22 protein-coding genes are annotated in these 25709 nt (G+C 71.4%); 12 read left to right on the forward strand and 10 right to left on the reverse strand.

Features of this window, described 5'->3' with window-relative positions:
• The 5 genes from FJV41_RS15000 to FJV41_RS15020 form a co-directional block, all read right to left on the reverse strand.
• Nucleotides 1–928 (reverse strand): HEAT repeat domain-containing protein (locus tag FJV41_RS15000; RefSeq protein WP_141643163.1); only part of this gene is annotated, 928 nt, incomplete at its 3' end.
• Nucleotides 925–3483, reverse strand: a complete 2559-nt coding sequence (locus FJV41_RS15005; protein ID WP_141643164.1) for a methyl-accepting chemotaxis protein — start codon at nucleotides 3481–3483, stop codon at nucleotides 925–927. The genes FJV41_RS15005 and FJV41_RS15000, both read right to left, overlap by 4 nt.
• Nucleotides 3464–3910 carry a chemotaxis protein CheW gene (locus tag FJV41_RS15010; RefSeq protein ID WP_141643165.1) on the reverse strand — a complete coding sequence of 149 codons (447 nt, stop codon included), beginning with the start codon at nucleotides 3908–3910 and terminating at the stop codon, nucleotides 3464–3466. Before FJV41_RS15010 ends, FJV41_RS15005 begins: the two co-directional genes overlap by 20 nt.
• On the reverse strand, nucleotides 3907–5946 hold the full coding sequence (locus tag FJV41_RS15015) for a chemotaxis protein CheA (RefSeq protein ID WP_141643166.1): 2040 nt from the start codon (nucleotides 5944–5946) through the stop codon (nucleotides 3907–3909). Before FJV41_RS15015 ends, FJV41_RS15010 begins: the two co-directional genes overlap by 4 nt.
• Nucleotides 5943–6320: a response regulator gene (locus tag FJV41_RS15020; RefSeq protein WP_141643167.1), complete on the reverse strand. Its 378-nt coding sequence runs from the start codon at nucleotides 6318–6320 to the stop codon at nucleotides 5943–5945. The genes FJV41_RS15015 and FJV41_RS15020 overlap by 4 nt, the downstream gene beginning before the upstream one ends.
• A gap of 405 nt (nucleotides 6321–6725) precedes the next feature.
• Here FJV41_RS15020 and FJV41_RS15025 point away from each other — a divergent pair, with 405 nt between their 5' ends.
• Together FJV41_RS15025 and FJV41_RS15030 are read left to right on the forward strand one after the other, a co-directional pair.
• Nucleotides 6726–8459 (forward strand): RCC1 domain-containing protein, encoded by a 1734-nt coding sequence (locus tag FJV41_RS15025; RefSeq protein ID WP_141643168.1) that lies wholly within the window; start codon nucleotides 6726–6728, stop codon nucleotides 8457–8459.
• Nucleotides 8456–9934, forward strand: a complete 1479-nt coding sequence (locus FJV41_RS15030) for a di-heme oxidoreductase family protein (RefSeq protein WP_141643169.1) — start codon at nucleotides 8456–8458, stop codon at nucleotides 9932–9934. The genes FJV41_RS15025 and FJV41_RS15030 overlap by 4 nt, the downstream gene beginning before the upstream one ends.
• Nucleotide 9935: 1 nt before the next feature.
• On the opposite strand, the gene FJV41_RS15035 is transcribed toward FJV41_RS15030, so the two are convergent.
• Nucleotides 9936–11900: a sensor histidine kinase gene (locus FJV41_RS15035; protein ID WP_141643170.1), complete on the reverse strand. Its 1965-nt coding sequence runs from the start codon at nucleotides 11898–11900 to the stop codon at nucleotides 9936–9938.
• Nucleotides 11901–12624: 724 nt separating this feature from the next.
• Between FJV41_RS15035 and FJV41_RS15040 the strand changes: the two genes are divergently transcribed.
• A complete protein-coding gene (locus FJV41_RS15040) occupies nucleotides 12625–13074 on the forward strand; it encodes a Fur family transcriptional regulator (RefSeq protein ID WP_141643171.1) in 450 nt (149 codons plus the stop codon).
• A gap of 127 nt (nucleotides 13075–13201) precedes the next feature.
• On the opposite strand, the gene FJV41_RS15045 is transcribed toward FJV41_RS15040, so the two are convergent.
• Complete coding sequence (locus FJV41_RS15045) at nucleotides 13202–14509, reverse strand: trypsin-like peptidase domain-containing protein (protein WP_141643172.1); 1308 nt, start codon at nucleotides 14507–14509, stop codon at nucleotides 13202–13204.
• 291 nt (nucleotides 14510–14800) lie between these two features.
• On the opposite strand from FJV41_RS15045, the gene FJV41_RS15050 reads away from it, so the two are divergent.
• From FJV41_RS15050 to FJV41_RS15060, 3 genes are all read left to right on the forward strand, one after another.
• A complete protein-coding gene (locus FJV41_RS15050) occupies nucleotides 14801–15178 on the forward strand; it encodes a response regulator (protein WP_141643173.1) in 378 nt (125 codons plus the stop codon).
• Nucleotides 15179–15312: 134 nt separating this feature from the next.
• Nucleotides 15313–15882: a hypothetical protein gene (locus FJV41_RS15055; RefSeq protein WP_181790646.1), complete on the forward strand. Its 570-nt coding sequence runs from the start codon at nucleotides 15313–15315 to the stop codon at nucleotides 15880–15882.
• 195 nt (nucleotides 15883–16077) lie between these two features.
• A complete protein-coding gene (locus FJV41_RS15060) occupies nucleotides 16078–17649 on the forward strand; it encodes a hypothetical protein (RefSeq protein ID WP_141643174.1) in 1572 nt (523 codons plus the stop codon).
• Nucleotides 17650–17728: 79 nt separating this feature from the next.
• Here FJV41_RS15060 and FJV41_RS15065 read toward each other — a convergent pair whose 3' ends face one another.
• A complete protein-coding gene (locus FJV41_RS15065; RefSeq protein ID WP_246137216.1) occupies nucleotides 17729–18889 on the reverse strand; it encodes a sensor histidine kinase in 1161 nt (386 codons plus the stop codon).
• Nucleotides 18890–19262: 373 nt separating this feature from the next.
• Here FJV41_RS15065 and FJV41_RS15070 point away from each other — a divergent pair, with 373 nt between their 5' ends.
• A complete protein-coding gene (locus FJV41_RS15070; RefSeq protein WP_141643175.1) occupies nucleotides 19263–20171 on the forward strand; it encodes a metallophosphoesterase in 909 nt (302 codons plus the stop codon).
• Nucleotides 20172–20184: 13 nt separating this feature from the next.
• Here the strand turns inward: FJV41_RS15070 and FJV41_RS15075 are convergent, their stop codons facing one another.
• Nucleotides 20185–20628 carry a DoxX family protein gene (locus FJV41_RS15075; protein ID WP_141643176.1) on the reverse strand — a complete coding sequence of 148 codons (444 nt, stop codon included), beginning with the start codon at nucleotides 20626–20628 and terminating at the stop codon, nucleotides 20185–20187.
• Nucleotides 20629–20824: 196 nt separating this feature from the next.
• On the opposite strand from FJV41_RS15075, the gene FJV41_RS15080 reads away from it, so the two are divergent.
• The 5 genes from FJV41_RS15080 to FJV41_RS52205 all read left to right on the forward strand — a co-directional run bounded on the left by FJV41_RS15080 (nucleotide 20825) and on the right by FJV41_RS52205 (nucleotide 24751).
• On the forward strand, nucleotides 20825–21718 hold the full coding sequence (locus FJV41_RS15080; RefSeq protein ID WP_141643177.1) for a transporter: 894 nt from the start codon (nucleotides 20825–20827) through the stop codon (nucleotides 21716–21718).
• Nucleotides 21719–21721: 3 nt separating this feature from the next.
• Nucleotides 21722–22471 carry a hypothetical protein gene (locus FJV41_RS15085; protein ID WP_141643178.1) on the forward strand — a complete coding sequence of 250 codons (750 nt, stop codon included), beginning with the start codon at nucleotides 21722–21724 and terminating at the stop codon, nucleotides 22469–22471.
• Entirely contained in the window at nucleotides 22468–23775 is a 1308-nt protein-coding gene (locus tag FJV41_RS15090; RefSeq protein WP_141643179.1) for an ATP-binding protein, read from the forward strand. Before FJV41_RS15085 ends, FJV41_RS15090 begins: the two co-directional genes overlap by 4 nt.
• Nucleotides 23772–24332 carry a response regulator transcription factor gene (locus FJV41_RS15095; protein WP_141643180.1) on the forward strand — a complete coding sequence of 187 codons (561 nt, stop codon included), beginning with the start codon at nucleotides 23772–23774 and terminating at the stop codon, nucleotides 24330–24332. Before FJV41_RS15090 ends, FJV41_RS15095 begins: the two co-directional genes overlap by 4 nt.
• Nucleotides 24333–24598: 266 nt before the next feature.
• Nucleotides 24599–24751 carry a hypothetical protein gene (locus tag FJV41_RS52205; RefSeq protein WP_181790648.1) on the forward strand — a complete coding sequence of 51 codons (153 nt, stop codon included), beginning with the start codon at nucleotides 24599–24601 and terminating at the stop codon, nucleotides 24749–24751.
• A gap of 69 nt (nucleotides 24752–24820) precedes the next feature.
• Here the strand turns inward: FJV41_RS52205 and FJV41_RS52210 are convergent, their stop codons facing one another.
• Complete coding sequence (locus tag FJV41_RS52210; RefSeq protein WP_181790650.1) at nucleotides 24821–25696, reverse strand: hypothetical protein; 876 nt, start codon at nucleotides 25694–25696, stop codon at nucleotides 24821–24823.
• Nucleotides 25697–25709: the final 13 nt, after the last annotated feature.

Below are 25709 nucleotides of genomic sequence, written 5' to 3' on the forward strand. Positions count from 1 at the left end.
AGAGGTGTATAAGAGACAGCTGCCCTCCCACCCAACCCAGCAGTCGCGCCAGCGCGGCCCGCTCCGCGGAGTCCGCGCTGGTGATGGCCTGCGCCAGCCTGCGGCCCAGCATGGACAGGTCCGGACCGGGACCGGAGCGCAGCGCGGCCTGCACCGCGCGCGCGCCGCCAAAGCGCTGCACCTGCGCCTCGTGGATGTCCACCAGCGCCACCGCCGCCACGCGCACCAGCGCGTCGTTGCCCCGGCGCAGCAGGCTCACCAGCGCGGGCACCGCCGCGTCCTGGCCGGTGCGGCCCAGCGCGCGCGCCGACTCCAGCGCGTAGAAGGGGTCCGCCAGGAGCCCCAGGAGCGCGGGCACCACCGACGGGTCCCCACACCGGCCCAGCACGTCGATGGCGGGGAAGATGCGGAAGAAGTTGCCGCTGCCCAGCGCCGCCAGCAGCGCGTCCACCGCCGCGCCGCCGCCAATGCGGCCCAGCGCCTCGATGGCCGCCACCGCGACGTTGTCGTCCGGATGCACGGTGAGCCGCGCCAGGAGCGGCACCGAGCGCCGACTGCGCCGCCGCCCCAGCACCTGCGCGGCATCACAGACGATGGGCGCGGACGGGCTGTCCGCCAGACCCTCCAGGGACTCCTCCACCGCGCCCGTGGACGCCACCAGCGCCTCCACCGCGGCCGCCAGGCGCGCCTCGTTGTCGCGGCGGTGGCGCAGCACGTCGCACAGCGGAGGCACCGCCGGGGTGCCCAGCCGCGCGAGCGCCGCCACGACGGCGCGGCGCACCGCCCAGCTCGACGTGTCCAGTCCGGCCACCAGCCTCTCCAGGCTGCCGGCGCCCCCTCGGGCCAGCTGCTCCACCTCCTCCACCCGCGCCCTGTCCTCCGCGGACAGGAAGAGGGGGGAGCCCGTCACGGAAGTCGATTCCGTCATGTCTGTCGCTCCCTGGAGCGCGAGCCCCCCGCCTCGGAAGCCTGCGGGGTGTTACCACTCCCCAGCACGCTGCCCAGGCGCTCCAGGCTCTCCACCTGCTCGGCTTGGAGTCGCGACAGGTGCGTCAGTCGTCCCGCCACCTCGCGCACTTCTCCCGCGGTGGCCGACGACGCGCGGACCTGCTGCGCGGTGGTGGTGGTGATTTCCCGCGCCCTCACCCGCATCTCTTCCACGCCCTTCACCAGGCCCTCCATCACCTGCGTGGCATCGCCGCTGGCGCGCGCCACCGCGGCGGTGCCCGTGGCCTGCCGCTGCGCGGAAGCAGCGAGCCCCGTCAGCACCTCCGACTGCTCGTCCAGCGCGCGCGCCGTGCCCTTCGCCACGCGCCGCACCTCGTCCGCGCCCTTCACCAGCGCGACGAGCGCCTGGGCCTGCTCGTCGGTGGCGCGCGTCACGGACGACGCCAGCTTCGCCACCTGGCGGCTGGCCGTCTCGCCCTGCTTGAGCGCGCGCGCCTGCTCCGCCATGCCGCGCGCGGACTGGGCCACTTCCTTGCGCGTATCCTCCATGGCGCGCGTCACCTCCGCCGCCGCCTTGGCCTGCTCGGCCAGCCCCGCCAGGGTGCGCTGGGTGGTGCTCGCCAGGTCCTGGGCCACCTGCGCCATCCCCGTCACCTCCTTGCTCTGCGTGCCCACGACGGCGCTGACGCCCTGCACCAGCTGGCGCATCTGCGCGGCGCCCTTGGACAGGTCCGCCGCCGCGGCCGCCTGCTCCTGCACCGCGCGGGACACCTTCTGGGCGACTTCCGCCAGCTGCCCGTTGGAGCGCACCACGTCGCGCAGCGCGCGGGCCTGGTCCGCGGTGGCCTGCGTCGTCTGCCGGGCCATGCGCCGCATCTCCGTGCCGCCCTGCGCCAGCGCCTGGGCCGCCTGGGCCTGCTCCGACGCGGACGCGGCGATGACGCGGCCCTGCTCGCTCATCTTCGTGGTGCCCTGCGCCAGCGACTGCACCGCCTGCACCTGCTCGGTCGTGGCGCGGCTCACCTCGCGCACGTTCTGCCCCACGTCATCCACGCCCTTCAGGATGGTGGACAGGGCCCGCTCCGCGTCCGACGCCAGCGCCGCGCCCTCGTCCGCGGCGCGCATGCCCTCCGCGCTCGCGCTCGCCGCCTCGCGCGCCGTCGTCTGGAGGCCGCGGACAATCTTCGCCACGTCCGAGCTGGCCGCCGCCGCGCGGTCCGCCAGGGCGCGAATCTCCTCCGCCACCACCGCGAAGCCGCGCCCGTGTTCCCCGGCGCGCGCCGCCTCGATGCTGGCGTTGAGGGACAGGAGATTCGTCCGGTCGGCGATGAGGTTGATGGTCTGGACGATGTCGCCAATCTCCTCGGCGCGCTTGCCCATCTCCTTCATGACGCCCGAGGACTCGACGATGGACTGACGGATGCGGCTGAAGCCGGCGATGGAGCGCACCACGGTGGCGCCGCCCTCGCGGGCGATGGTGCCCACCCGGTCCGAGGTGGCGCGCGCCTCCTCGCTCATCTGCGCCACCCGCCGCGTGGACACCTCCAGCTGCGCGGACGCGCTGGCGCTCGAGGACGCCAGGCCGTTGATGGACTCGGAGGCCTTGGCCACGGACTGGGCGGAGCGCGCCAGCTGCTCAATCGTCGCCGCGTTGGCATCCACCACGGCGGAGTTCCTCTCCGCGGTGGCGGCCACCTCCTCCACGCTGGCGGCCACCTCCTCCACGGTGGAGGCGGTGGAGGCCGCGTGCGTCTCCAGCACGCGCGCGCTCTCCGCCACGCCGCGCACGCTGCGCGCCAGCTCCTCCGCGGTGGACGCCGTCTCCTCCACGCCGGAGGACATGGTGGTGGCGTCCCGGGACAGGTCGCTCAGGGACTTGCCCAGCCCCACCACCGCGCCCGTCACCAGCGTCACCCGCTCGCCCACGCCCTGGGCGTCGGTGGCCAGCCGGGCGATGCCCTTGGCCATCTCCTCAATCGTCGCGCCCACCTCCTCCGTGGAGGCCGCGCCCGACTGGTTGCGCGTCACCAGGTCCGCGACGGTGGAGTTCATCTCCGTCATGGACGCCAGCAGCTCCTCGCTGGAGGCGGCCAGGTCCTCCGCGTTGGAGTTGACCGTCTTCACCGAGCGCGTCACCTGCTCCAGCGTGGCGGCGGTGGTGTCCGCCTCCGCGGCCAGGTGGGCTGCGTCCTTGCGCACCCCCGCCACCGACGCGCTGACCTCCTGCACGGAGCCCGCGGTGGCCTCCGCTTCCTGCTGCAGCGCGCGGGCGGAGTCGCTCACCGTGCGCTGGGAGCGCGCCAGCGTCTGCGTCGCGACGCTCGTCGCCTCGACATGGGCGGCCACCGACTCGATGGAGGCGCGCACCTGCTCGGAGGCCGCGGCCTGCTCGTTGCCACTGGCGGCCAGCCTCGATGCGAGCGCCTCCACGTCCTGCAGGAGGGCCACGCCCTCCCGGACTCCGCGCGACAAGCGCTCGGTGAGCCCGCGCGCGTCATCCTGCCCCTGGGGGCCGTTACCGTTTTCCGTCGCCATCTGGCGCCTCCTCCCCGATGACCCGGGGGAAATCGATGAGCATCACCAGCCTCGGCCCCACCTGGGCCACGGCCTTCACGAACCCTCGCGAGCCTTCCACCACCAGCGGCGGCGGCGGCTGGAACTTCGCGGGGTCCAGCTTCAGCACCTCGCGCGCGCTGTCCACCAGCAGCCCCACCGTCCGCGTCCCCAACTGCCCCACCACCACCCGCGTGTCGAGCGAGCGCTCCAGGGCCGGAAGCCCGAAGCGCCTGCGCGCGTCCACCACGGGGATGACGCGCCCGCGCACCTGCACCAGCCCCGCGACATGCGCCGGCGCGCCGGGCACGGGCGTGGCCCCGGAGAAGGACTCCATCTGGAGGACGTCCGAAGCCGGCAGCACGTACTCGGCGCCATCCACCTTGAACACCACATGCAGCACGCTCATGTCGCGCGCTCCTCTCGTCCACCGGACCCCGGGCGGCGCGCCGCTCCCAGCGCATTCAGGTCCAGCACCAGCGTGGGCTGGCCATCTCCCAGGTCCGTGGCTCCCGCCACCCCGGGCACCCGCACCAGCGGGTCCTCCAGCGGGCGCAGCACGATTTCCTGCTGACCGAGCAACCGGTCCACTCCGAACGCCACCAGCTCTCCGCGCTGTCGCACCACCAACCCCCGAGGAGGCGTGGCGTCCACGGCCTGGGCGGACGCGGAACCCAACAGCCGCGCCAGGGACACCAGCGTCACCGACTGGCCCCGCCGCTCCACCAATGCCACGCCGTGGGCGCCCGCGGGCCGCACCACCCGCGCGGCCTCCACCTCGATGAGCTCCTCCACGGAGCCCACCGCCACCGCGTAGCGCAGCCCCGCGCACTCGAAGATGATGGCGTCCAGCAGCGTAATCGTCAGGGGCACGCGCAGGTGGAAGGTGGTGCCCTCCCCCACGCGCGTCTCCAGACGCAGCTCGCCACCGAGCTGGTCCACGACGATGCGGCGGACGATGTCCATGCCCATGCCACGCCCGCTGGTGGAGGTGACCTCCTCGCGGGTGGAGAAGCCGGGCCGGCACAAGAGTTCCAGCAGGTCATCCGGGCCGCGGGGAACCGGGACGCCCGCGCGCCGGGCCACCGCCCCCGCGTCCACGCCCCGCCCGTCGTCGGCCACGGTGATGTCCACCCAGCCGCTGGAGTTCGCATGGCAGCCCAGGCGCACGCGGCCCTCCGGGGGCTTGCCCGCGGCGCGGCGCTCCTCGGGAGACTCCAGCGCGTGGTCCACCGCGTTGCGCACCAGGTGCACGAGCGCGGGCAGCATGCGGTCCGCCACCGCCTTGTCCAGCTCCGCGTCGCCCACCTCCAGCTCCAGCCGCACCGCCTTGCCCGTGGTGCGACGCAGGCCGCGCACCAGGAGCGGCAGCCGCTCCAGCACGTCCCCCACGCGCACCATGCGCAGGCGGAGGATGGCCGCGCGCATGTCTCGCAGCTGCCGTCCGTTCTCCTGGAGGATGGCGCGCAGCTCCCGCGTCGGAGCCCCGACGGCCGTCAGGTCCACCACCGCGCGCTGCAGCCGCGAGCGGTTGACGACGAGCGCCGCCAGTCGCTCCAGCGCCTCGTCCAGCCGCGACACCTCCACCCGCAAGGTACCGCTGGACCGGCGCCCCTCCTCGGGCTCCTCCTCCAGCTCCGGCTCCCGCTCCGGCACGGACGGCCCGTCCACGGCCGAGGGCGCGGTGGACAGCGCGCGCACCTGGGCGGGCTCTCCTCCCGCCGCTTCCTTGAGCACGGCGTCCGAGGCATCGGTGCTGAGCAGCAACACGAACGTGAGCGAGCCGCCGCCCGGCGCCGGCCCCGCCACTGGGACGACCTTGACGAGTTCCCCCAGCGCCGCCAGTCGCTCGCGCACGCTGTTGATGGTGATGCCCCGCGCGGCGCGCTCGGCACCGGGGATGAAGTCCACGCGGACCGGGCGACGATGGCCCGCGCCCGAGGTGAGCTGCTCGCGCTCGGTGGGTGTCAGCCGGGGGGCGAGCGCCAGGGTCTCATCGAGCAGCAATGCCGAGGGCCGGGCGGTACTGGCCACCACGGGGGAGGAGACCCCCAGCGCCTCCAGTCGCTCCAGCAGTCCCGGAGGAACGGGCGAGGCGTCCTTGCCCGCGGCGAGCTGGCGCATGCGCTGCTCCACCGCGCGCAGGCCCTCCATGAGCGGCTCCACGCTGGACTCGGGAAGCCGCCCGCCCGCCTGGTCCGCCTGACGCAGGGACGTCTCCATCCAGTGGGAGATGGAGACGATGGGCTCCACGTCCACCATGGCGGACAGGCCCTTGATGGTGTGCAACGCGCGGAACAGCTCCCGCACGGACTTCGGATGGGCGGCGCCACGCCGCGCACTGGCCTCCACCGCCATCAACTGACGGTGGGCCGAGTCGAGCAGCTCCTCCACCTCCGCCAGATAGGCCGGCAGGAAGTCCGCGAGGTCCACGGAGGCCGTCAAGCCGGCTTCTCTTCCAACAGCCCCCGCGCCTCCGCGAGGATGGCATCGGGAGTGAAGGGCTTGGTCATGAAGCGGTTGGCGCCCGCGGACAGGGCCCGGGCGCGCGACGCCTCGTCCCCACGCGTCGTCACGATGATGATGGGCAGCGTGCGCAGCCGATCCTGCCCCCGCACGAACTCCACCACCTCGATGCCGCCGATATCCGGCATGTTCAAATCCAACACCAGCAGGTCATACGGGCTCAGCGACAGGCGCTCGATGGCCTCCAGCCCGCTGGACGCGTGGGTGAAGTTCAGGCCCGGGTAGGGCCTGAGACAGGCCACCACCATGTCCCGCATCACCTTGCTGTCATCGACGACGAGCACCTCTGACATGAATTCCCCTGGCGACGAGCGCCGAACCTAGAGCGATTCCCCGGCCTGCGAAGAGAACGTCGAGCCCCCCTCCCCGCCACCTTCCACTGGAGGACAATCGTACGTTGGGACAGGGACCAGCAGTGGGAGGGCCTGGACGCTCCCCCGTGCTGACCGTGCGAGTGTCCCACACCTGCCCGCCCGCCCGGCCTCCGAATCCCAAGACCCGGTCATCCCGCCAACCGTGTCCGCCAGGCTCCCTGAAGCGCTTCCCGGGCTTTCCCGCGCACGCTTCTCCCTCGGGGAATCCCGGGCGGCAACCGCCAAATTGAGCCCTCTGTCGCTTGCGCGCCTTGAGCCGCGAGCGATATGAGGCCGGGCACTTTTCTGACTCTGCAAATCAATCTCAACAACTCAGGAGTCCCCATGAAGTCCCGTGCCTGTGTCCTGGCGCTCGTGACCCTCTGGCTCGCCGCGTGCGGGTCCGACGTGGAGTCCACGCCCGGCGTCCCCGTCTCTCCGTTCATGCAGGTGATGTCTCACGCGTCGGGCGACACCCTGAGTGAGCCCGTGGTGCGGCTGACCGGCACGGTGAATGTGCCGGGCAAGCTGGCCGGCCTGACGGCTCGGGTGAACGACGGCGAGGCACGCGCCGTGGAATACACGGAGAAGACGTCCACGGCGGGCGTCTTCGCGGTGGAGCTCACGCTGCCCGAGGGCGACAACGAGGTGCGGCTGGAGGCGGTGGACCAGAGCGGCGGCACCAGCGCGCGGGTATTGAGCCTGCGCTACGCCCAGGCGCCCCAGGTGCAGGTGTTGTCCCCCGAGGAGGGGCTGGCCATCACCGTGCGCCGCGTGCGCGTGGACGCGGTCGCCACGGACAACGTGGCCGTGACGGCGCTCTCGTACACGCTCAACGACGGCGAGGAGCAGACGCTGGCGCTGCCCACCACGGCCGAGGGCGCGGTCTCCTTCGAGGTGACGCCCCGCCCGGGTGCCAACCAGGTGGTGGTGCGCGCGCGCGACGCGAAGGGCAACACGGGTGAGAAGACGGTGACCTTCCGCTTCGGCGGGTTGTCCACCGCGGGCGGCCTGCACAGCGGCACGCTGCGCAACGGGCGCGTCTACGTCTGGGGCCGCAACAACCGCGGCCAGCTGGGCCTGGGCGTGGACGTGACGGCGAACCAGACGCAGCCCCAGGCGGTGCCGGGCATCGAGAACGCGGCCTCCGTGGCCTTCAACCAGAACTTCTCCATGGCGCTCGACTCGGCCGGCGCGGTGTGGACCTGGGGTGAGAACGCGGACGGCCAGCTGGGCCTGGGCCAGCCGGGCACGCCCGACGTCGCGCCTCGCTACGCGGCGACGAAGGTGCCCGGCCTGACGGGCGCGGTGGCGGTGGCCCCTGGCTTCCGTCACGCGCTGGTGCTGATGGAGGACGGCACGGTGCGCGCCTTCGGCAACAACGCGGACGGCCAGCTGGGCGACGGCACGACGACGGCGCGGGACTACCCGGTGACGGTGCTGGGCCTGACGGACGTGGTGAAGCTGGTGGCCGGCTCCATGCACTCGGTGGCGCTCAAGCGCGACGGCACCGTGTGGACCTGGGGTCGCAACACCTACGGCAACCTGGGCACGGGCACGGCCGGCACGCAGGGCCGTCCCACGGCGGAAGTCGTGCCGGGCCTGGCGGACGTGGTGGACCTGGCCAACGGGCGCGACCACATCCTCGCGGTGCACGCGGATGGCACCGTGTCCTCGTGGGGCCTGGGCGTCAGCGGGCAGCTGGGCAACGGGACGTCCGGAGCGAACACGCAGAGCGCCACGCCGGGCAAGGTGCCGGGCGCGACGGACGTGAGCGCCGTCTTCGCCAACGGCAACTACAGCTTCGCGCGGCGCGCGGACGGCTCGCTGCTCGCGTGGGGCCAGAATGGCAACGGCCAGCTCGGGGTGGGCGACGATGAGGACCGCGCCGTGCCCACCGAGTCGTCTCCCGAGGTGAAGCCCCTGTCCGCCATGGGCATGGGCGCCACCCACGTCATCGCCGTGCGCGGCGACGGCTCCGTCTACGCGTGGGGCTGGAACTTCAACGGCTCGCTCGGCCCCGACGCCGTCATCGACCGCTGGTCCTACACCGACCCCGTTCCGGTGACGCTGCCGTGAAACACGCCGCGGGCCTGGTCCTCCTGTTGACGCTCCTCGGCCTCGTCGCCTGCGACGGGTCCGGGGAGGCGCGCCCCGTCACTCCGACTCCCGAGGAGCCGAATCCCGAGGAGCCGAATCCAGAGGAACCGAATCCCGAGGAGCCCCTTCCGCGCTTCGACGTGGTGGAGGTGGGCGAGGACCGGCCCGGCGGCGAGACGAGCGTGGCGGTGGCGGGCGCCGCCGCCTTCACGAAGCCCGCGGCGAACCTGGTGCTGGCGCGCCGCTCCGAGTTCTTCGTGGGCGAGTCCGTCTTCGAGGCGAACTGGGTGGGCGCGCCCGGCTCGCAGCCCGAGCGCGACGGCCTGGGCCCGCTCTTCCACTCCGTCTCCTGCATCGCCTGCCACCTGGGCAACGGGCGCGGCCGTCCTCCCGAGGGGAACGAAGTCGCCGACACGCTGCTGGTGCGCCTGTCGGTGCCCGGCGTCGGCGCGCACGGAGGCCCGCTGCCCGAGCCCACCTATGGCGACCAGCTCCAACCCCGGAGCGTCGGCGCGGTGCCCGCCGAGGGGCAGGTGCGCGTGAAGTGGACGGACGTCCCCGGCACCTTCGCGGACGCGGAGCCCTACACGCTCCAGGCACCGGAGCTGGATTTGACGGAGCTGGCGTACGGGCCGCTGGCGCCCGACACGCGCACGTCCGCGCGGGTGGCGCAGCCCATGGTGGGCCTGGGCCTGCTCGCGGCGGTGAGCGACGAGACGCTGCTTGCGTGGGCGGACCCGGACGACGCGAATGGCGACGGCATCTCCGGGCGGCCCAACCGCGTGTGGAGCGAGCGCCAGGGCCGCGAGGTGGTGGGCCGCTTCGGATGGAAGGCGAACCAGCCGGACATCGAGCACCAGAACGCGGCGGCGCTGCTGGGCGACCTGGGCCTCACCACCACCCTCTTCACCGAGGAGAGCTGCACGGCGGCGCAGGCCGTATGTCGGGCGGCGCCCCACGGCGGCGTGCCCGAGGTGAGCGAGCGGCAGTTGGAAGCGCTCGACTTCTATTCGCACACCGTGGCGGTGCCGACGCGCACGGGCGTGGACTTAGCCGACGTGCTGCGCGGCAAGGCCGTCTTCCACCGCGTGGGCTGCGCGAAGTGCCACCGGCCGTCCGTCACCACCGGCACGCTCGCGGGCTACCCGGAGCTGTCCGGCCAGCTCATCTGGCCCTACTCGGACCTGCTGCTGCATGACCTGGGTGACGCGCTGGCCGACGGGCGCGAGGACTTCCTCGCCTCGGGCCGCGAGTGGCGCACCGCGCCCCTGTGGGGCCTGGGCCGCGCGCGGGAGGTGAGCGGACACTCGCGGCTGCTGCATGACGGACGCGCGCGCACGCCCCTGGAGGCCATCCTCTGGCACGGCGGCGAGGCCGCGTCCGCGCGCGAGGCCGTGCGCGCGCTGTCGAAGGGGGAGCGCGACGCGCTCGTGGCCTTCCTCGACTCGCTCTGAGTCAGGCGCGGGCGGTGGGGGGACCGTCCAGGGGCAGGCGGACGCGGAACGTGGAGCCCTCGCCGGGCGTGCTGTCCACGGACACCTCGCCGCCATGCGCCTCGACGATGCGGCGCAGCCGGTACAGCCCCAGCCCCAGCCCGCCGTAGTGGCGCACCGGCACCGCGCGCTCGAAGCGGCGGAACAGGCCCTCCACCCGCTCCGGGGCGATGCCGATGCCGTGGTCCTTCACCCACAGCGTCGCGGTGGAGTCCTCGTGCGCCAGCTCCACCTCCACCGGCTTGCCAGGGCCGAACTTCATCGCGTTGGACAACAGGTGCGCCACCACCTGCCTCAGCCGCGTGCCGTCCCAGCGGCCCCGCGTGGGTGACATGGGCCCGAGCACCAGCTCACAGCCCGCGCGCGCCGCGGCCGACTCCGAGCGCGCCACCACGTCACGCACCAGCGAGGACAGGTCCACGACGTCCAGGTGGAGGTGGGGCGGGCCGCCCTGGAACTGGGACACGTCCAGGAGCGACTCCACCAGGTCCGACATCCGCTGCACCTGCCGGTCCGCGGCCTCCAGCGCCCGCTCCAGCCTGGGCACGGCCTGGGCCACGCCCAGCACCCGCAGCGCCCCTTGCGCGCCCTGCACCCGCAGGCGCAGCGCGGCCAGCGGGGTGCGCAGCTCATGCGCCGCCACGCTGAGGAAGTCGTCGCGCGCGCGCACCGCCTCGCGCGCCTCGCGGTACAGCCGCAGCTGCTCCGTCACGTCGCCGATGATGCCCGACATCCGCACCGGCTGCCCCTGGCCGTCGAGCGACGCGCGCCCCCGACTCACGCAGGAGCGATAGCCCCCTGTCGCATGCCGCAGCCGGAAGGCCACGTCGTAGGGCACGCCCCGCTCCAGGTGCTCGGTCAGCGCGGCCAGCACGCCCGCCCGGTCCTCCGGGTGCAGCAGCTCCACGAAGGCTTCGTACGTGCCGGCGAACGACTCCGGCGTCAGCCCCAGCATCTCCAACAGGCGCGGGCTCCAGTAGAGCGAGCCACGGCGCAGGTCCCAGTCCCAGATGCCGTCATAGGAGCCGTTCACCACCCGCCGGAAGCGCTCCTCGCTCTCGCGCGCGCCCCGCTCCGCATGCTCCAGCAGCCCCACCCGCCGCTCCAATTGCCGCACCACCCGGTACAGGTGGTCCTCGGTGGACAGCTCCCCGGCGGGCACCAGGGGCGCGGGGCCTCCCGCCTCCAGCGCGCGCAGCAGCGTCCCCACCAGCTCGTCCCCATCCTGCGCGCGCCGCACGAAGCCGTTGGCCCCCACGTTCTGCGCCATGCGCAAATCCAGCTCGTCCGGCGCCAGCGCGTGCGTGAGGATGACCGGCACGCGCCCAAGCCTCGGGTCCTGCCGCAGGGCCAGGCACAGCTTGTAGCCATCCATGCGCGGCATCAGCGCGTCCGCGAGCACCACGTCCGGCCGCCGCCGCCGCGCCACGTCCAGCGCCTGCGGGCCGTCCGACGCGGACACCACCTGGAAGCGCAGGGGCACCAGGAACAGCTGGAGCAGCTTGCGCGACACCGGGTCGTCATCCGCCACCAGCACCAGCGGCCGGGGCGCCTGTGCCTCCAGCCCCGGCAAGGCCTGCCGCACGCCCTCCACCAGCCCCGACAGGCTCAGCGGGCGCCACAAGAAGCCCGTCAGCGGCAGCGAGTGACGGCGCACCACCTCCTCTTCCGCGGGGAAGGCCAGCACGTACAGCCCCACCGCCGTCGTCTCCAGCGCCCGGCGCAACGCCGCCAGTCCCTCCTGTCCGGCCGCCAACAGCCCCGCGGCGGCCACCACCAGCAACACCGGCTGGGCCTGGAGCAGCGAGGCGGCGGCCCCCACGTCCGCCAGGGCAACGACCTGCCACCCCTGGCTCTCCAGCGCGAGCACCTGGAGCTCCCGGGCGACGCTGGCTTCTTCGATGAGCAGCAGGCTGGGCTTCGTCACGGCGAGGGGGACCCGGAGACACGAGCTACAGGGCCGTCCAGAGCACCCTGCGGAGCGAAAGGCGCAAGTGTGGGCACTCATCGCAGTGAGTCAAGGTACCCGTGCCGGAGTGTTGGACAGGACAACACCCGCCTCTGCCCTCCAGGCAACCCGAGGCGCCCTCCCTTCCCCGGCACCGCGCGGGAACTCCGCGACAAAAACATCGCAGGTGCTTTTACAACTCAGATACGAAAACCAGCCTGGAGCCCGTCCACCCGTATGCCCGCCCCACACGCCGGGCGAGCCCCCACCGTGAGCCCGGGCAGGGCCACACGCGGCGCGAACCGGCTTCTTTCCGGCACCGCGTCACCGGTGACTCATGAGTTGCACCTGCACCCAGGACTCACTCGACTTCCTGTTTCTGATACCACCCCCTGGAGCCCTCCATGACGCGACGGGGCGACTGTCATGTCCACGACATCCGGAGCCCGCTCCCTCCGAGCGCGGTGGCCAGTTTGAACCTCACGGGGTCCACGAGCGTCCGAATCAGGAACTCAGGAAGCCGGAAGGCGCGAACTCTCGTTCCGCACAAGGATTGCACCAGTATCCTGGACTCCTGGTGTTTGTTCTCATATCAGAGAGTCTGGGGGGACCCGGCGGGCGAGCCACTCCAGTCCTCGACATCGGACGTTGCGGTACGGGCGAGGTGAAAGTGTCCCGCAGATCGGTTATGCGAAAAGATATCATGGGAGCCAAACGAATCGCCGTGCAGCCGAAGCTCGCTGATTTCCAGGAGAGGATCCGCGCGTCGGGTCTTCGCAGCACCGCGCCCCGCGTGGCGGTGCTTCGCGAACTGGAGACCGCCACCGCGCCAATGAGCCACGCCGACCTGGTGGATGCACTGGGTGACGAGGGCTATGACCGGGTGACCATCTACCGCAACCTGACGGACCTCACCGAGGCCGGCCTGGTGGTGCGCGCGGACCTGGGAGACCACGTGTGGCGCTTCGAGCTGCGACGCTCGGGCGACGAGCACAGCGGCAACCACCCGCACTTCACCTGCACCGACTGCGGCACGGTGGCGTGTCTGCCGGAGGAGTCCATCCGCATCGCGTCCTCCAAGGGCGTGCCTCGCGCGGTGGCCCAGAAGAGCGTGGACGTGCAGCTGCGCGGCGTCTGCGACCGCTGCGCCTGAAGTCCGGCGCTTCCCAAGCGCCCGCTGACCCCAGGTGACGACCGCCCGGGCCCCTTTCGACGGGGCCCAGGCGGCTTGTGCGTGGCCGGACGCGGGCGTTCATGCGCCCGGCGCACGCGGGGCGCGACTACTGGATGACGTAGGCCACGGTGCCGCTGCAGCTGTTGCTGGAGTAGCAGCCGGCGCGCATCGTGTACGTGCCCGCCGTCGGGGCCGTATACGAGACGAAGGACAGCAGGCTGCACGAGTCGTCGTTGTTCGCCACGGACGTGCCCGCCGAGTTGACCAGGCGCAGGTAGGTGTCACCCGTGCCGGAGGCGCCGGTCAGCGTGCAGGTGCCGAACTGCAGCGTCTGGCCCGCGGCCAGCGTCACCGTCTTGTCCGTGGTGTTCTGCGTCGCGTTGTTGGTGTTGGTGGCGGTGAACGCGAACGTCGTGGTGGGCGGGGGGTTGGTGGTGCCACACAGCCGCAGGCTGCCGGCCACCAGACAGTACGCGCTCACCGCGGGGCGCACGTAGGTGATGTCCTCGCCACGGCAGCCCGTCTCCGTGCAGGTGTTGACGATGTCGCAGCTGCCGTTGGCGACGTAGTCCGTCTCGCCGCGCACGAGGATGCCCGCCACCGTGTAGTCGGTGTTCTCGTACACGCCGGAGCCGGAGTTGCCGCCGAACGTGTCCGTGGAGGCGACGAAGAAGTCCAGCGTGCTGGCGCGCGCGTTGCGCACGGAGCCGCCGTCGTCAATCTTGAAGGGGATGCCGCTGCCCGAGCCGATGACCGTCACCTTCGAGCCCACCGCCAGCGGGGCGTTGCCAGCGCGGATGGGCGCGGGGACGAAGCGCGGCGTGGCGGCGCGGTCCAGCTTGATGATGGCGTAGTCCAGGTTGAGCGGGCTCGACTCCTGCTTGCGCACCACGATGGACTGGCAGGAGAAGATGTCCGCCGACGTCACGGCCTTCATCCCCGTGGCCGACGTCCGGTAGAAGTTGAAGACGACGCGCGTGCTGCTGCACGCGGACGCGCTGGTGATGCAGTGGCCCGCCGTCAGCACCAGGTCATCGTCGATGAGCGTGCCCGAGCAGAACGCCGGCGTCAGGTCGTTCAGGAAGCGCTGGTTGGAGCACAGGCCATACGCCGACCCCAGCGTGGGCGCGTTGAACGTCACGTTGCCCGCGCTGTTCACGGTGAAGTCGGACGGGCTCATCAGCGCCACGGTGGACTGCTCGGCGCGCGCGCGCAGCGTCGCGTTCGTGTGCGCGTAGACATCCGTGCGGTTGTCGGTGCCGTAGACCACCGGCTGCCCCGTGGTCCCCGTCGCGGGAGGAGCCTCCTCCGGCTTGGTCGGCTCGGGCGCGGGCCCACACGCCGCGACGGACAGCGTGCACAGCAGCGAGGCCATCAGCTTCCTGCCTGCTCCACTTCGACACATGGTTCGCATGCGGTCTGCTCCCTGGAATGGGCGCCCGCCGAGGGGACGGGCAGCCGGGCGCATCTTCAGCCCAACCCGCAAGACGAGCAAACCAACACAGTATCAACTTCCGTGTAATACGAATTAACGCAACTCCATTGCAATGTTGAACCCGGCGCGTGGTCCCAGGGCGAGCGGGCGTCGGGTGGTGAGCACTCCCTGACCCGGTTCGCCGGCGAAGCGCTTCCGCCTGGACGGCGGCAACCCCATCGTTACCGTGGTGTGGGAGCGAGTCCGCTCCGGACCAGGGTCGGAGGACCGGTGCAACCGCTTCAGACACTGCTCGTCGTGGACGACGATTTGGATATCCGCGACGCGCTCCAGGACGCGTTCGAGCTGGAGGGCTACTCCGTGTTGCTCGCGGCGGACGGCCTGGAGGCGCTGGCGCAACTGCGCCAGGAGGGCTCGCGTCCGCACCTCATCTTGTTGGACTTGATGATGCCCCGGATGGACGGCTTCGCCTTCCGCGAGGCGCTGCGCCATGACACGGCGCTGTCGGACATCCCCGTCGTCGTGGCGAGCGCGGACCTCCACCTGGAGGCCGCCGCGAAACAGCTCGACGTGGCGGGCTGCCTGCGCAAGCCGCTGGACCTGCACGAGCTGCTGTCCACGGTGAAGCGCCTGAGCCAGGCCGTCTGAGCGACGCCTTGCTTCGCCTGCTCGCTCCACGGGCGAAACGACGTGGGGGTTTCCCGGACAGGTTGGCGAAGGGAGGCAGCCTCCCCACCCTTGCTCCCAGAAGTCATTCAACCGACCAAGGGAGAGGGAACCCCATGAAGAAGCTCATCACCACGTTCGCGCTGTGCCTGGGCTCCGCCGCGTTCGCGCAGAGCGAGCCCGCCGAGCAACCGTCGCAGAACCAGATTCCGAGCTCCGGCGCGCGCGTCCAGACGGGCGTGGACGCCTCCGACGTGGGGCGCGGCATCAACGGCGCCACGAAGGAGGCCTCGAAGGTGCCCGGCGTGGACAACACCTTCAAGAAGGCGCACTCGCTGAACATCAAGGGCACGGTGAAGGAGTCGGACGACGACAGCGTGAAGCTGTCGCGCAAGGACCTGCCGGACGCCGAGCTGGATGTGAAGCCCCAGACGGTGGTGAAGCTGGACGGCAAGACGGTGCGGGCCGACCAGCTCCCCGAGGGCGCGGACGTCCACGCCCGCTTCCAGCTCTCCGGTGACAACGCCGTCGCCGTGGAGCTGCGCGCCACCAGCCCCAAGGGCGCCAAGGGCACGGGCGGCTCCGGCACCACCGACGCCGCGAAGCAGGACGCGAAGAAGGCCGGCGACCAGGTGGAGCAGACGGGCGATGAGCTGAAGCAGGACGTGGACGACGCCGTCCACTGAAGCCCTGCTTGAGTCACCCGGCCGACAGGCCTCCCAAGCCCGCTTCCCTCACGGGGGGCGGGCCTGGTCATTTCTGGCGACACGTCACGCCCGCGCCTTGCCCACGGTGGGCAGCGCGCTTCCCTCTTTCCCATGTGGGCACGCGCGCAACACCCCGGTACGCCGCTTGCTCCACACCGGGGACGGGAGGAATCGGTGATTCGACGACTGTTGGGCGCGTGTGTCGGTGTGGCGATGGTGTTGGCGGCGGGAGCCTGCGACAGCTCGAAGGGGACGGGGTCGAAGGACGGCGGTGATGACATCCAGTCGCCCTCGGATGACGGGGGTGACGTCGGGACGGAGGACGCGGGCGACGGCGACGCGGGCGACGGCGACGCGGGCACGGACGCCGGCGGCGACGACGCGGGCCCCGGTGACGCAGGCCCTGGCCCTGGCGACGGAGGCACGGACCCGGTTCCAGACGGCGGCACGCAGCCCACGACGCCCGAGGGCCCCTGGCCCACGGACGCGCTGACGAACTTCTCCGCGAAGTACGACATCCCCAAGGTCCGCTCGGTGGGCGTGGATGGCGCGCACAACGTCTGGCTGCTCAACGGCAACCAGATTGGCGTGCTGCGCGCGGGCACGGACCGGCCGCTGTGGACCAGCCAGCCCATTGGACAGGCGAGCCTCGGCCTGGGGTGGGAGGCGGACAAGCTCGCCATCGACTCCACCGTCATCTGCGGCGGCAAGGCCGGTGAGGCCTACGTCGGCTACCGGACGCACGACGAAATCGTGGGCGGCCAGAGAATCATCGGACGGGGTGAGGAGGGCTTCTCGGAGGAGCGCTACGTCGAGTTCCAGAAGGGCGATGTGGACGTCGTGCAGCTCAACAGCGAGGGCTCGGACATCGTGCTGCGCGAGCACCTCTATCGCTCCGCGGGCACCAGCCGCCCCAGCCGCAACGAGCCCCTCGGCATCCGCAACAGCAACGACTTCCACTACGACGAGGACCGCTCCATCTACTCGTGCGTCCGGGTGATGAGCGGCACGTACGAAGGCGAGGTCTATCTCGGCACCAACCACGGCGTGACGCGCGTCCGCGGCTACGACTACAGCAGCCACCGGCACCCCGCGTGGTGGCAGACCATCCCGAATGAGGACCCCAGCAAACCTCCCAAGCAGTCCCAGCGCGCCGGCTACACCTACGGGCTTGGACTCTCGTCGGAGGGCCACCTGCTCATCGCCAACGACTGGAAGATTGGCATCCTCCCGCCCAACGCGGACCTCAAGTGGTGGGACCGGGAGAACCGTGACGGCGTGCCCGCCGACGCGGAGATTTCCGAGTACCTGCTCAACACCTTCGTGGACCCCGTCAATCCGGGCAACGACCAGTACCGCGACCAGGCGGCGCCCCAGAACAAGTGGCGCGCCATCCAGAAGACGAAGGACGGCCTGTACTACGTGGCGGGCCTGGGCAGCGGCCTGTGGCAGTTCCAGGCCAACCCCCAGCGACACGACCCGAAGAAGTACGCCGACACGGACTACGTCCGCATCGAGGGCGCGAACACCAACGACTACACGGCGCTGGCGGCCACCGCCGACGGCTCGCTCTTCGTCGGCACGGCGCACAACGGCCTGTGGCGCCTGACGCCCGGCAAGCAGCTGGAGAAGGTGGCGGGCGTGAGCGGAGGCGAGGTGCGGCAGCTCATCTATGACCCTCGCGTGACGCCGGCCGCGCTGTACGCCCTCGTGGACGGGCGGCTGTACGTGCTGCGCGGGTACTGACACGCAAGAGCCTCGCGGGCTCGAGCCGACACACGGCGGGCGCCTCCTTCCTGAGCATCGGAGGGGGCGCCCGTCCTCGTTACTTCGCCCTGCCGCCCACCACCATGGCCTGGATGCCGACGGACGGCACGCGCGGCTGTGTGGGCAGGCGGAGGATGAAGGTGGAGCCCTGGCCCTGGGCGGAGCGCACGGTGATGCTGCCGCCCATGGCCTCCACAATCTGCCGGGTGATGTAGAGGCCCAGGCCCAGGCCGCCGTAGTGGCGCTCGGAGACGGCGCGCTCGAACTTGCCGAACAGACGGGCCATGCCGTCCTCGGAGATGCCGATGCCGTGGTCCTTCACGGCCAGCACCGCCACGGTGCCCTCTCCCACCAGCGAGATTTCCACCGGCCGCCCCGCGCCGTACTTGGCCGCGTTGGACAGGAGGTTCACCAGCACCTGCTCCACGCGCAGCGGGTCCCACTGGCCCGGCAGCGTCCCGGACACGTGCACCGCCAGCTCGCAGCCCGCGCGCGCGAACTCCTCGGAGAACGCGTCCACCATCTGCCGGACGACCTGGACCAGGTCCAGCTCGCGCGGCTCCAGGCTCAGCTTGCCCGCCGCCAGCCGCGACACGTCCAAGAGCGTGTTCACCAGGCTGCCCAGCCGCGACAGCTGTCGCTCCAGCACCTGACCGCGCGGCGCCAGCTCCTGCCCCAGCGCGGGCTGCGCGCCCGTCACCTGTCGCAAGAGCAACTGCAGGTGCAGCCGCATGCTGGTGAGCGGCGTGCGCAGTTCGTGCGCGGCCACGCTGAGGAACTCGTCGCGGGCGCGCACGGCCTCCTGCGTCTCGCGCAGGGCCTGCTCGCGCACCGCGCGCTCCCGGGCCGCGCCCGCGTCGCGCTGGGCCTCCACGCGGCGGCGCTCCGTCAGGTCCTCCACGTAGATGCACGCGGCGATGACCTCGCCGTCGCGGCGCACCGGGTGGTAGCTGGCGCGGAAGACGCGCGTGCGCTCCACGCCCATGCCGGGCTCGCGGTGGATGATTTCCACGCCGTCCAGGGGCTCGCCCGTCTCCAGCACGCGGCGCACCCGGCGGGCGGTGTCCCCCAGGGACGAGTGGGGGTTCATCACCTCGTCCATGAGGCGACCGAGGTGGGCCTCGCGCGGCAGGCCGTTGAGGGAGGCGAGCGCCTCGCTCACCTCCACGAAGCGCAGCTCCCGGTCCACCACCGCCATGCCCAGGGGCATGGTGCTCATCAGCTCGGAGAGGGCGACGGGGCGTAAGCCTTCGGAAGAAGCCTCCCGCCGTTCAGGGGCGGATTCACCGGCTGGCATCATCACTTCCGGGCCCATGTCGGGGGCCGTCCCAAGCCGGGGGCTCATCGTCTCAGCGTGTGTACCAACCTCGTAGGACGCCGTCACCGCATGCCCCCCGACAGTGTGTCCAATGGTGGAAGAAAGGCCCGAGGCCCTCCCGGAATCTTCCCAGAATCATGAGGGTTTTCCCCTCACCCCGCTCGCTGGCCGCAAGGAGGGCAGGCGTGCGCGGGACACCTGCTTCAACCCACCTCCCCCGGCTTCATAGAATCGGGCGCTCGCCGCCCACGGCCCGGAAAAGGAACCGCACCGCATGCGCTTGAGACGTCTGGCCCGTCGCCGCCCCTCGTCGTCCTCGTCCAGTGGATCTCACCTGGAGCCCCTGCAGGGGGGCCGCAACGAGGTGGTGGCCTGGAGCGGAGCGGATCCGCTGCGCCCGGAGCGACGCCTTCGGTGGAGGGACCACTTCACCCTCACGGAGAACCTGCTCCACCTGCCGCACCTGCCGGCGTGTCATGACGGCCTGCGCGTGGCGCAGCTCTCCGACGTCCACGTGGGACAGGCCACGTCCGAGGTGCGCATCCGCCGCGCGGTGGAGGCCGTCAACGCGGAGTCACCCGACCTGGTCTTCCTCACCGGCGACTACGTCACCCACAGCCCCAAGCCGCTGCCGCGCGTGCGCGATGTGCTCTCCGGGCTGAAGGGCCGCGTCTTCGTGGTGCTGGGCAACCATGACCACTGGGTGGACGCGCCCTACCTGCGCCAGTGCTTCGAGCACCTGGGCTACACGGTGCTCCAGAACGAGCACCGCGTCGTCCACCTGCGCGGCGCTCCGGTGACGGTGCTGGGCGTGGATGACGGGCGCACCGGACGCGACGACGTGGAGGCGACGTTCCGCGGCGCGCCGGAGTCCGGCACGCGGCTGGTGCTGGCGCACACTCCGCCCACGGTGGACAAGCTGCCCGCCCAGGGCAACCTGGTGCAGTTCTCCGGGCACACGCACGGCGGCCAGTTCATCGTCCAGGGCCTCACCGAACGCCTGTTCCGCCGCGCGGGCCAGCCCTACATCCGCGGGCACTACCAGGTGAACGGCAACCAGCTCTATGTGAACCGGGGGTTGGGCTTCGGCTTCGGCGGCCCGTACCTGCGCCGGGGCAGCGAGCCGGAAGTGGCCTTCTTCACCCTGCGCGCCGCCGCGACGGCCATCGCCGCGGCGGGCTGAGCACCTTCGTGCCTCAGGGCCTCAGCGGCGTGCCAATCCGCCCGCCGCCGAGGAGCCCTTCCTTGCGGCCCCCGCGACGCAGGCTGAAGGGGCCGGAGCCGAAGTACACGATGAAGAGCGCGCCTCCGGCCATGGAGAGGTTCTTCATGAAGTGGATGAGCTGGTCCTGCGCCTGCACCGGGTCCGCGATGAGCCAGAAGCGGTGGACCATGAAGGCCGCGCACACCAGGAAGATGGCGATGGCCGCGGCCCCCAGGCGAGCGAACACGCCCAGCAGCACCGACAGCCCTCCGAGCACCAGCGCGACGCCCGACAGCAGCACGGCCCAACGCGGCTCGGGGATGCCGGAGCTCTGCGCGTGCGCCGTGAGCGCATCGAGCTGGATGAAGTGATTCAAGCCGCTGGTGATGAAGATGGCGGAAAAGAGCAGCCGACCAAGCGGCGCGAGCACTCCCATGTAAGGCCTCCTGTTTCCCACCAACGCCGGGGCGTGGAAGTCATTCTCAACCTGCCCATGACTTCCCGCGAGGCAGCCATCGCCCGCTCCCCCGTTCGCTCCACGGGTGGCGCCGCGTGCCACCGGTCGCCCCGATGGACTGCGACAACACGCCACACGCGGCGGTGGCGGCCCCGGGCGTATCGTCCCCTCCGTCGTGAAAGCCTCCCTCGCCCTCCTCCTTCTCTGCGGCGCCGTGCTCGCGCCCGTCTTCCCCGCCTGGGCCTGCGCCACGTGTGCGTGTGGCGACCCGACGCTCACATCGATGGGCACCGAGCAGCCGTTCTCCGGACGGCTCCGGCTGTCCACCACCCTGCGGGCCTGGGGCCATACGGTGGGACAGGAGCGCGTGGACGCGCTGCGCCTGCGCGAGGCGCGCATGGACGTGGCGGTGGCGTACGCGCCGCTGCCCTGGCTGTTCCTGTCGGCCACCCTGCCCCTGCAGGCGCGCGAGGTACGCTCGGTGAGCCTGGCGCGCGAGCGCGGCTGGGGCGTGGGCGACGTGGAGGTGAGCGCGAAGGCGTTCCTGTACCAGGACCGCGAGTTCTCCGCGGATCATCTCTTCAGCGTGCTCGCCGGGGTGAAGCTGCCCACCGCGCCCCGGCTGCGCGCGGCGGACGGCACGCTGCTGGATTTGGACACGCAGCTGGGAAGCGGCTCGGTGGACCCGCTCGCGGGCGTGGCCTACCAGCACTTCCGGGGCGACTGGTCCTTCCTCGTCAGCGCCACGGGCTTCCTGCCCCTGCGCGGCATGCTGGGCTTCCGCGCGGGGCCTTCCTTGCGCACGACGCTGGCCGCGCAGTACCAGCCCGCGCCCCGGTGGGCAGTGCGGCTGGGGCTCGACAGTCGGGTGGAAGCGGCGGCGGACATCGACGGCGAGAAGGAGGAGAACGGAGGTGGCGTCATCAGCTACGCGTCGCCCGATGTCCTCTTCAGCCCCAGCACGGATATCGTCGTGGCCGCGGGCGTGCGGGTTCCCTTCTTCAACCGGCTCCACGGACGCGTGGCGCCCACTCCCATCGCGATGATGTCCGTCGCGTATGACCTCTGAGCCATGCCTGTCGCCGTGAAGCGATTCGCCCTGCCCGCCCTGTTGCTGTGTCTCGCCGGCTGTGGGGGCGGAGAGCGAATCGAGGGGATGGAGCTGACCCTGGGGCTCACCACCGCTCGGGCGCGAGGCGCCCCGGAGGCGGCGGGGGCTCGCACGCTCGTCACGGATGAGGGCGCGCGGGCCACGCTCTCTGGGGCGCTCGTCACGCTGGGCAGCGTGGAGTTGATTCCTTGCGAGGCGACGGGCTGGCGGCGGCTGTGGAACGAGCTGTCACCGGTGGGGACGGCCTGGGCGCACTCGGTGTCGAACGCGCTGCGGCTGGGCACTCCGCACGTGGTGGCGCTGGGGGCCACGGATGGAGAGGTGGTGCCGCTCGGAGTGATGCGTCCGCCGCCGGGGCGCTACTGCCGGGCGCGGCTCACCTTCGAGCCGGCGGACGCGGACGCGGAGGGGCTGTCGTCCGCGTCGCAGGGCGCGGTGCCGGTGGACATGCTGGGGTTGAGCCTGCACTTCCGGGGCACACTGGCGGATGGGGAGCGTGACTTCGAGGTGGAGACGCGGGGCCGCTCGTCGGTGGACGTGGTGCTGGACGGGCTGGAGTTGACGGAAGACGCGCCGAAGGCGGCGCGGGTCTTCACACTGGCGTGGGATTCGTGGCTGGATGGCGTGGGTCCGGGCGAGTCGCCTCGCAACGTGGACCTGCTGGGCAATGTGGCCCGCTCCGCCTCGCTCCAGTCCGCTGTCGTGCCATGACGCCTCCCGTCCCCACCGAGCCCGCTTCTCGCGCCCGCATCAACCTGGAGTGGCTGCTGCGGCTGCGCTGGGGGCTCTTGCTGGGGCAGGCGCTGGTCATCGCGCTGGCGGCGTATGGGCTGGAGCTGGCGCTGCCAGTGCCGGTGCTGGCGGCCCTCTTGGGGCTGGAGGCCGTCACGAACCTCGCGGTGCGAGCGTGGCTGGGCCGGGCCCGGGTGACGGAGGGCACCATCGGCAAGTTGATGCTGTGGGACACGCTGGTGCTCACGGGGCTGCTGGCGCTGAGCGGTGGCACGCACAATCCCTTCACCACGCTGTACCTGGTGAACGTGGCGCTGGGGACGGTGCTCTTGCCCGCGCGGTGGATGTGGAGCCTGTTGGGCTTCACGCTGATGGCGTTCGGTTCGCTGTTCCTGCTGCAGGACGTGGTGTTGGTGCCGGGGCTGTCGCGGCCGGACCACGCGGCGCTGATGCGGCTGCACATCAATGGAATGTGGGTGGCGTTCGCGGTGGCCGCGGGCTTCATCGTGTACTTCGTGCAGCGGGTGACGCGGGCGCTGGAGGAGCGCGAGCAGGAGCTGGCGCAGGCGCGAGCGCAGCATGCGAGGCGGGAGAAGGTGGCCTCGCTGGCGACGCTGGCGGCGGGCGCGGCGCATGAGTTGTCCACGCCGCTGTCGACCATCGCGGTGGTGTCGAAGGAAGTGGAGCGGGCGCTGACGGTGGCGGGCACGTCCGAGGCGGTGCGCGAGGATTTGCGGCTCATCCGGCAGCAGGTGGACCGCTGCCGCGACGTGCTGGTGCAGATGTCGGCGGACGCGGGGCAGACGACGGGAGAGGCCTTCCATCCGATGCCGCTGGGACGGTTGGTGGAGGACTCGCTGTCGGAGCTGTCGGGCGTGGAGCGGGTGCGGGTGGAGCTGCCCGAGGAATTGAGCGCGTGGCGGGTGCAGGGGCCTCCGCGAGCGCTGGCGCGGGTGGTGCGGGGGCTGGTGAAGAACGCGCTCCAGGCGTCGCCGCCTTCGAGGTCGGTGGAGCTGCGGGTGCTGGCGGGGCGAGGAGGCGCGCGGCTGGAGGTGCGCGATGGCGGCGCGGGGATGCCGGCGGAAATCCTGGCGCGAGCGGGCGAGCCGTTCTTCACGACGAAGGCGCCGGGTGAGGGCATGGGGTTGGGACTCTTTCTCGCGCGCACGCTGGCGGAGCAGCTCGGTGGTTCGCTGGAGCTGCGGTCCACGCCGGGACAGGGGACGGTCGCGAGCCTGGCGTTGCCTGTCGGCGCACCGCCCGCCACGGAGGTGGCGTCGTGAGCACGGTGGGCGGTGATGGGCATCATCCGAGCCTGTTGCTCGTGGATGACGACGCGACGCTGCGGGAGCGGCTGGCGCGGGCGTTTCGTGAGCGCGGGTGGGAAGTCACCACGGCGGGTGACTACGACCAGGCGCTGGCGGCGGCGCGGCGGGAGTCACCGGAGTACGCGGTGGTGGACCTGCGCATGCCGGGGCGCAGTGGCTTGGAAGTGGTGAAGGACCTGCTGGCGGTGGATGCGTCCACGAAGGCCATCGTCCTCACGGGTTATGGGAGCATCTCGACGACGGTGGATGCGATTCGATTGGGGGCGGTGAACTACCTGCCCAAGCCGGCGGACGTGGACGACATCCTCGCGGCCTTCGCGCGAGCTTCGGGTGAGCCATCGCTGGCGGCGCCGGAGACATTTGAAGCGCCCTCGCTGGCGCGCGCGGAGTGGGAGCACATCCATCGCGTGCTCGCGGACTGCGCGGGAAATATCTCCGAGGCCTCGCGCAAGCTCGGCATCCACCGCCGCTCGCTCCAGCGAAAGCTCCAGAAGTACCCGCCGGCGCGGTAGTGACGCCTTTGCACACCGGCGCGGGCGGCTCCTCTTTCATGCCCGCTCGTCGGCAGAAGGCCGTTCGCTCGGCCTCCTGCATCGCACCTGGCCCCTCGTCGCCTTCCTCGCCTCTCAACGGACACCGTGATGAGGGGAGGCCCGAGTGGCCCGGGGATGCCTCACTCCACCTCGGCATCTAGCTTGGGTTGGCTGACCACCTCGTGGCCTTCCCTCGGGGAGAAGCAGCTCAGGCCCTTCGCCCAAGGCCTTGGAAAGGATTTGGCATGTCGACCAGGCTTGTCTGGGGAATGCTCGGCGGAGTGGTGTTGGGGATTGCGTTCGGCAACTCGGGAATCGGCATTGCCTTCTGCATCGCAGCAGGCGCCCTGGCCGCCGGAATCTGGCAGTACCTGGAGACACGCGGCAAGCGGGCCTGACCCGTGGATGACGCTGGTCGTGCCTCTACGAGAACTTGCCGACGACCTCTGGCGCCCAGAAAAGCACCGTCATTTGTTTTCCGGGTGAGGTTGCATAGGAGCCGGCGGAATCACCTCCGGGACGGCGAGTGATGATGGCATCGAAGGAGCAGTCGATGCCTCAGGGTGAGGAGAAGGAAGCGAGGCAGGTGGAGCAACCTCTTTGTCCGGAGTGGGCTCGGGAGGAGGCACAGACTTCTCAGGTGGCAACGAATCAGCGGGGGCATCGCCAGTCGGAGTCGGGGCCTTCTCGACCACAACGCCCTGTGACGTCACCGCATAGACTTCCCACCAATCGAGGACACGTCCGCTCGGACCGCCGCAACGGTGAAAGCGTTGGTCCACGACCACGAAGTACAAGCCCGGCGTCGTGCCCGCGAAGACGGAAACATCCAGGCCCTGCTCCGGGCTCGAGCATCCCGCGAACAGGTTGGGGAACGGCTGGGTTCTCACCACCTCACGGATGGCACCCGCTGCGGCGAGCGCGGCCCCTGCCTCCATGGGCTCGACAATGATTCTGGACGAGCCTTCGTCCGGCCATAGCACCTCGCCCGTCCAGGGCGCGGGCCGTGTGGCACATCCCTGCAGTACCGCGACACACCCCGCCAGCATCAAGGCCTTGGTCATTTCCCACACCTGGTCACGGAGTAACTGCAAGCTCCCAGCACTGCATTGAGGCGCCATGCTCCGGAAAGGCGGGCGCGCGCTGCGCGGAGCGCAGATGCCCAGCGTGACCCATCGAGCCTTGATGTCGCTCCACTGCTGGACCTCACCCGTTGGAAAATAGCGCAGGAAGAAGCGCGACCCATCCTGACGCTCCGCCACCAGCGCCGACGCCATCTCGATGGCGGTATTCCTGAAGACCGCTGGAACGGGGTTGCCGGGTATCAGGCGCACGTCCGCCATGGCCACAAAGGGC

The sequence above is a fragment of the Myxococcus llanfairpwllgwyngyllgogerychwyrndrobwllllantysiliogogogochensis genome (genome assembly GCF_006636215.1).
Taxonomy (GTDB): domain Bacteria; phylum Myxococcota; class Myxococcia; order Myxococcales; family Myxococcaceae; genus Myxococcus; species Myxococcus llanfairpwllgwyngyllgogerychwyrndrobwllllantysiliogogogochensis.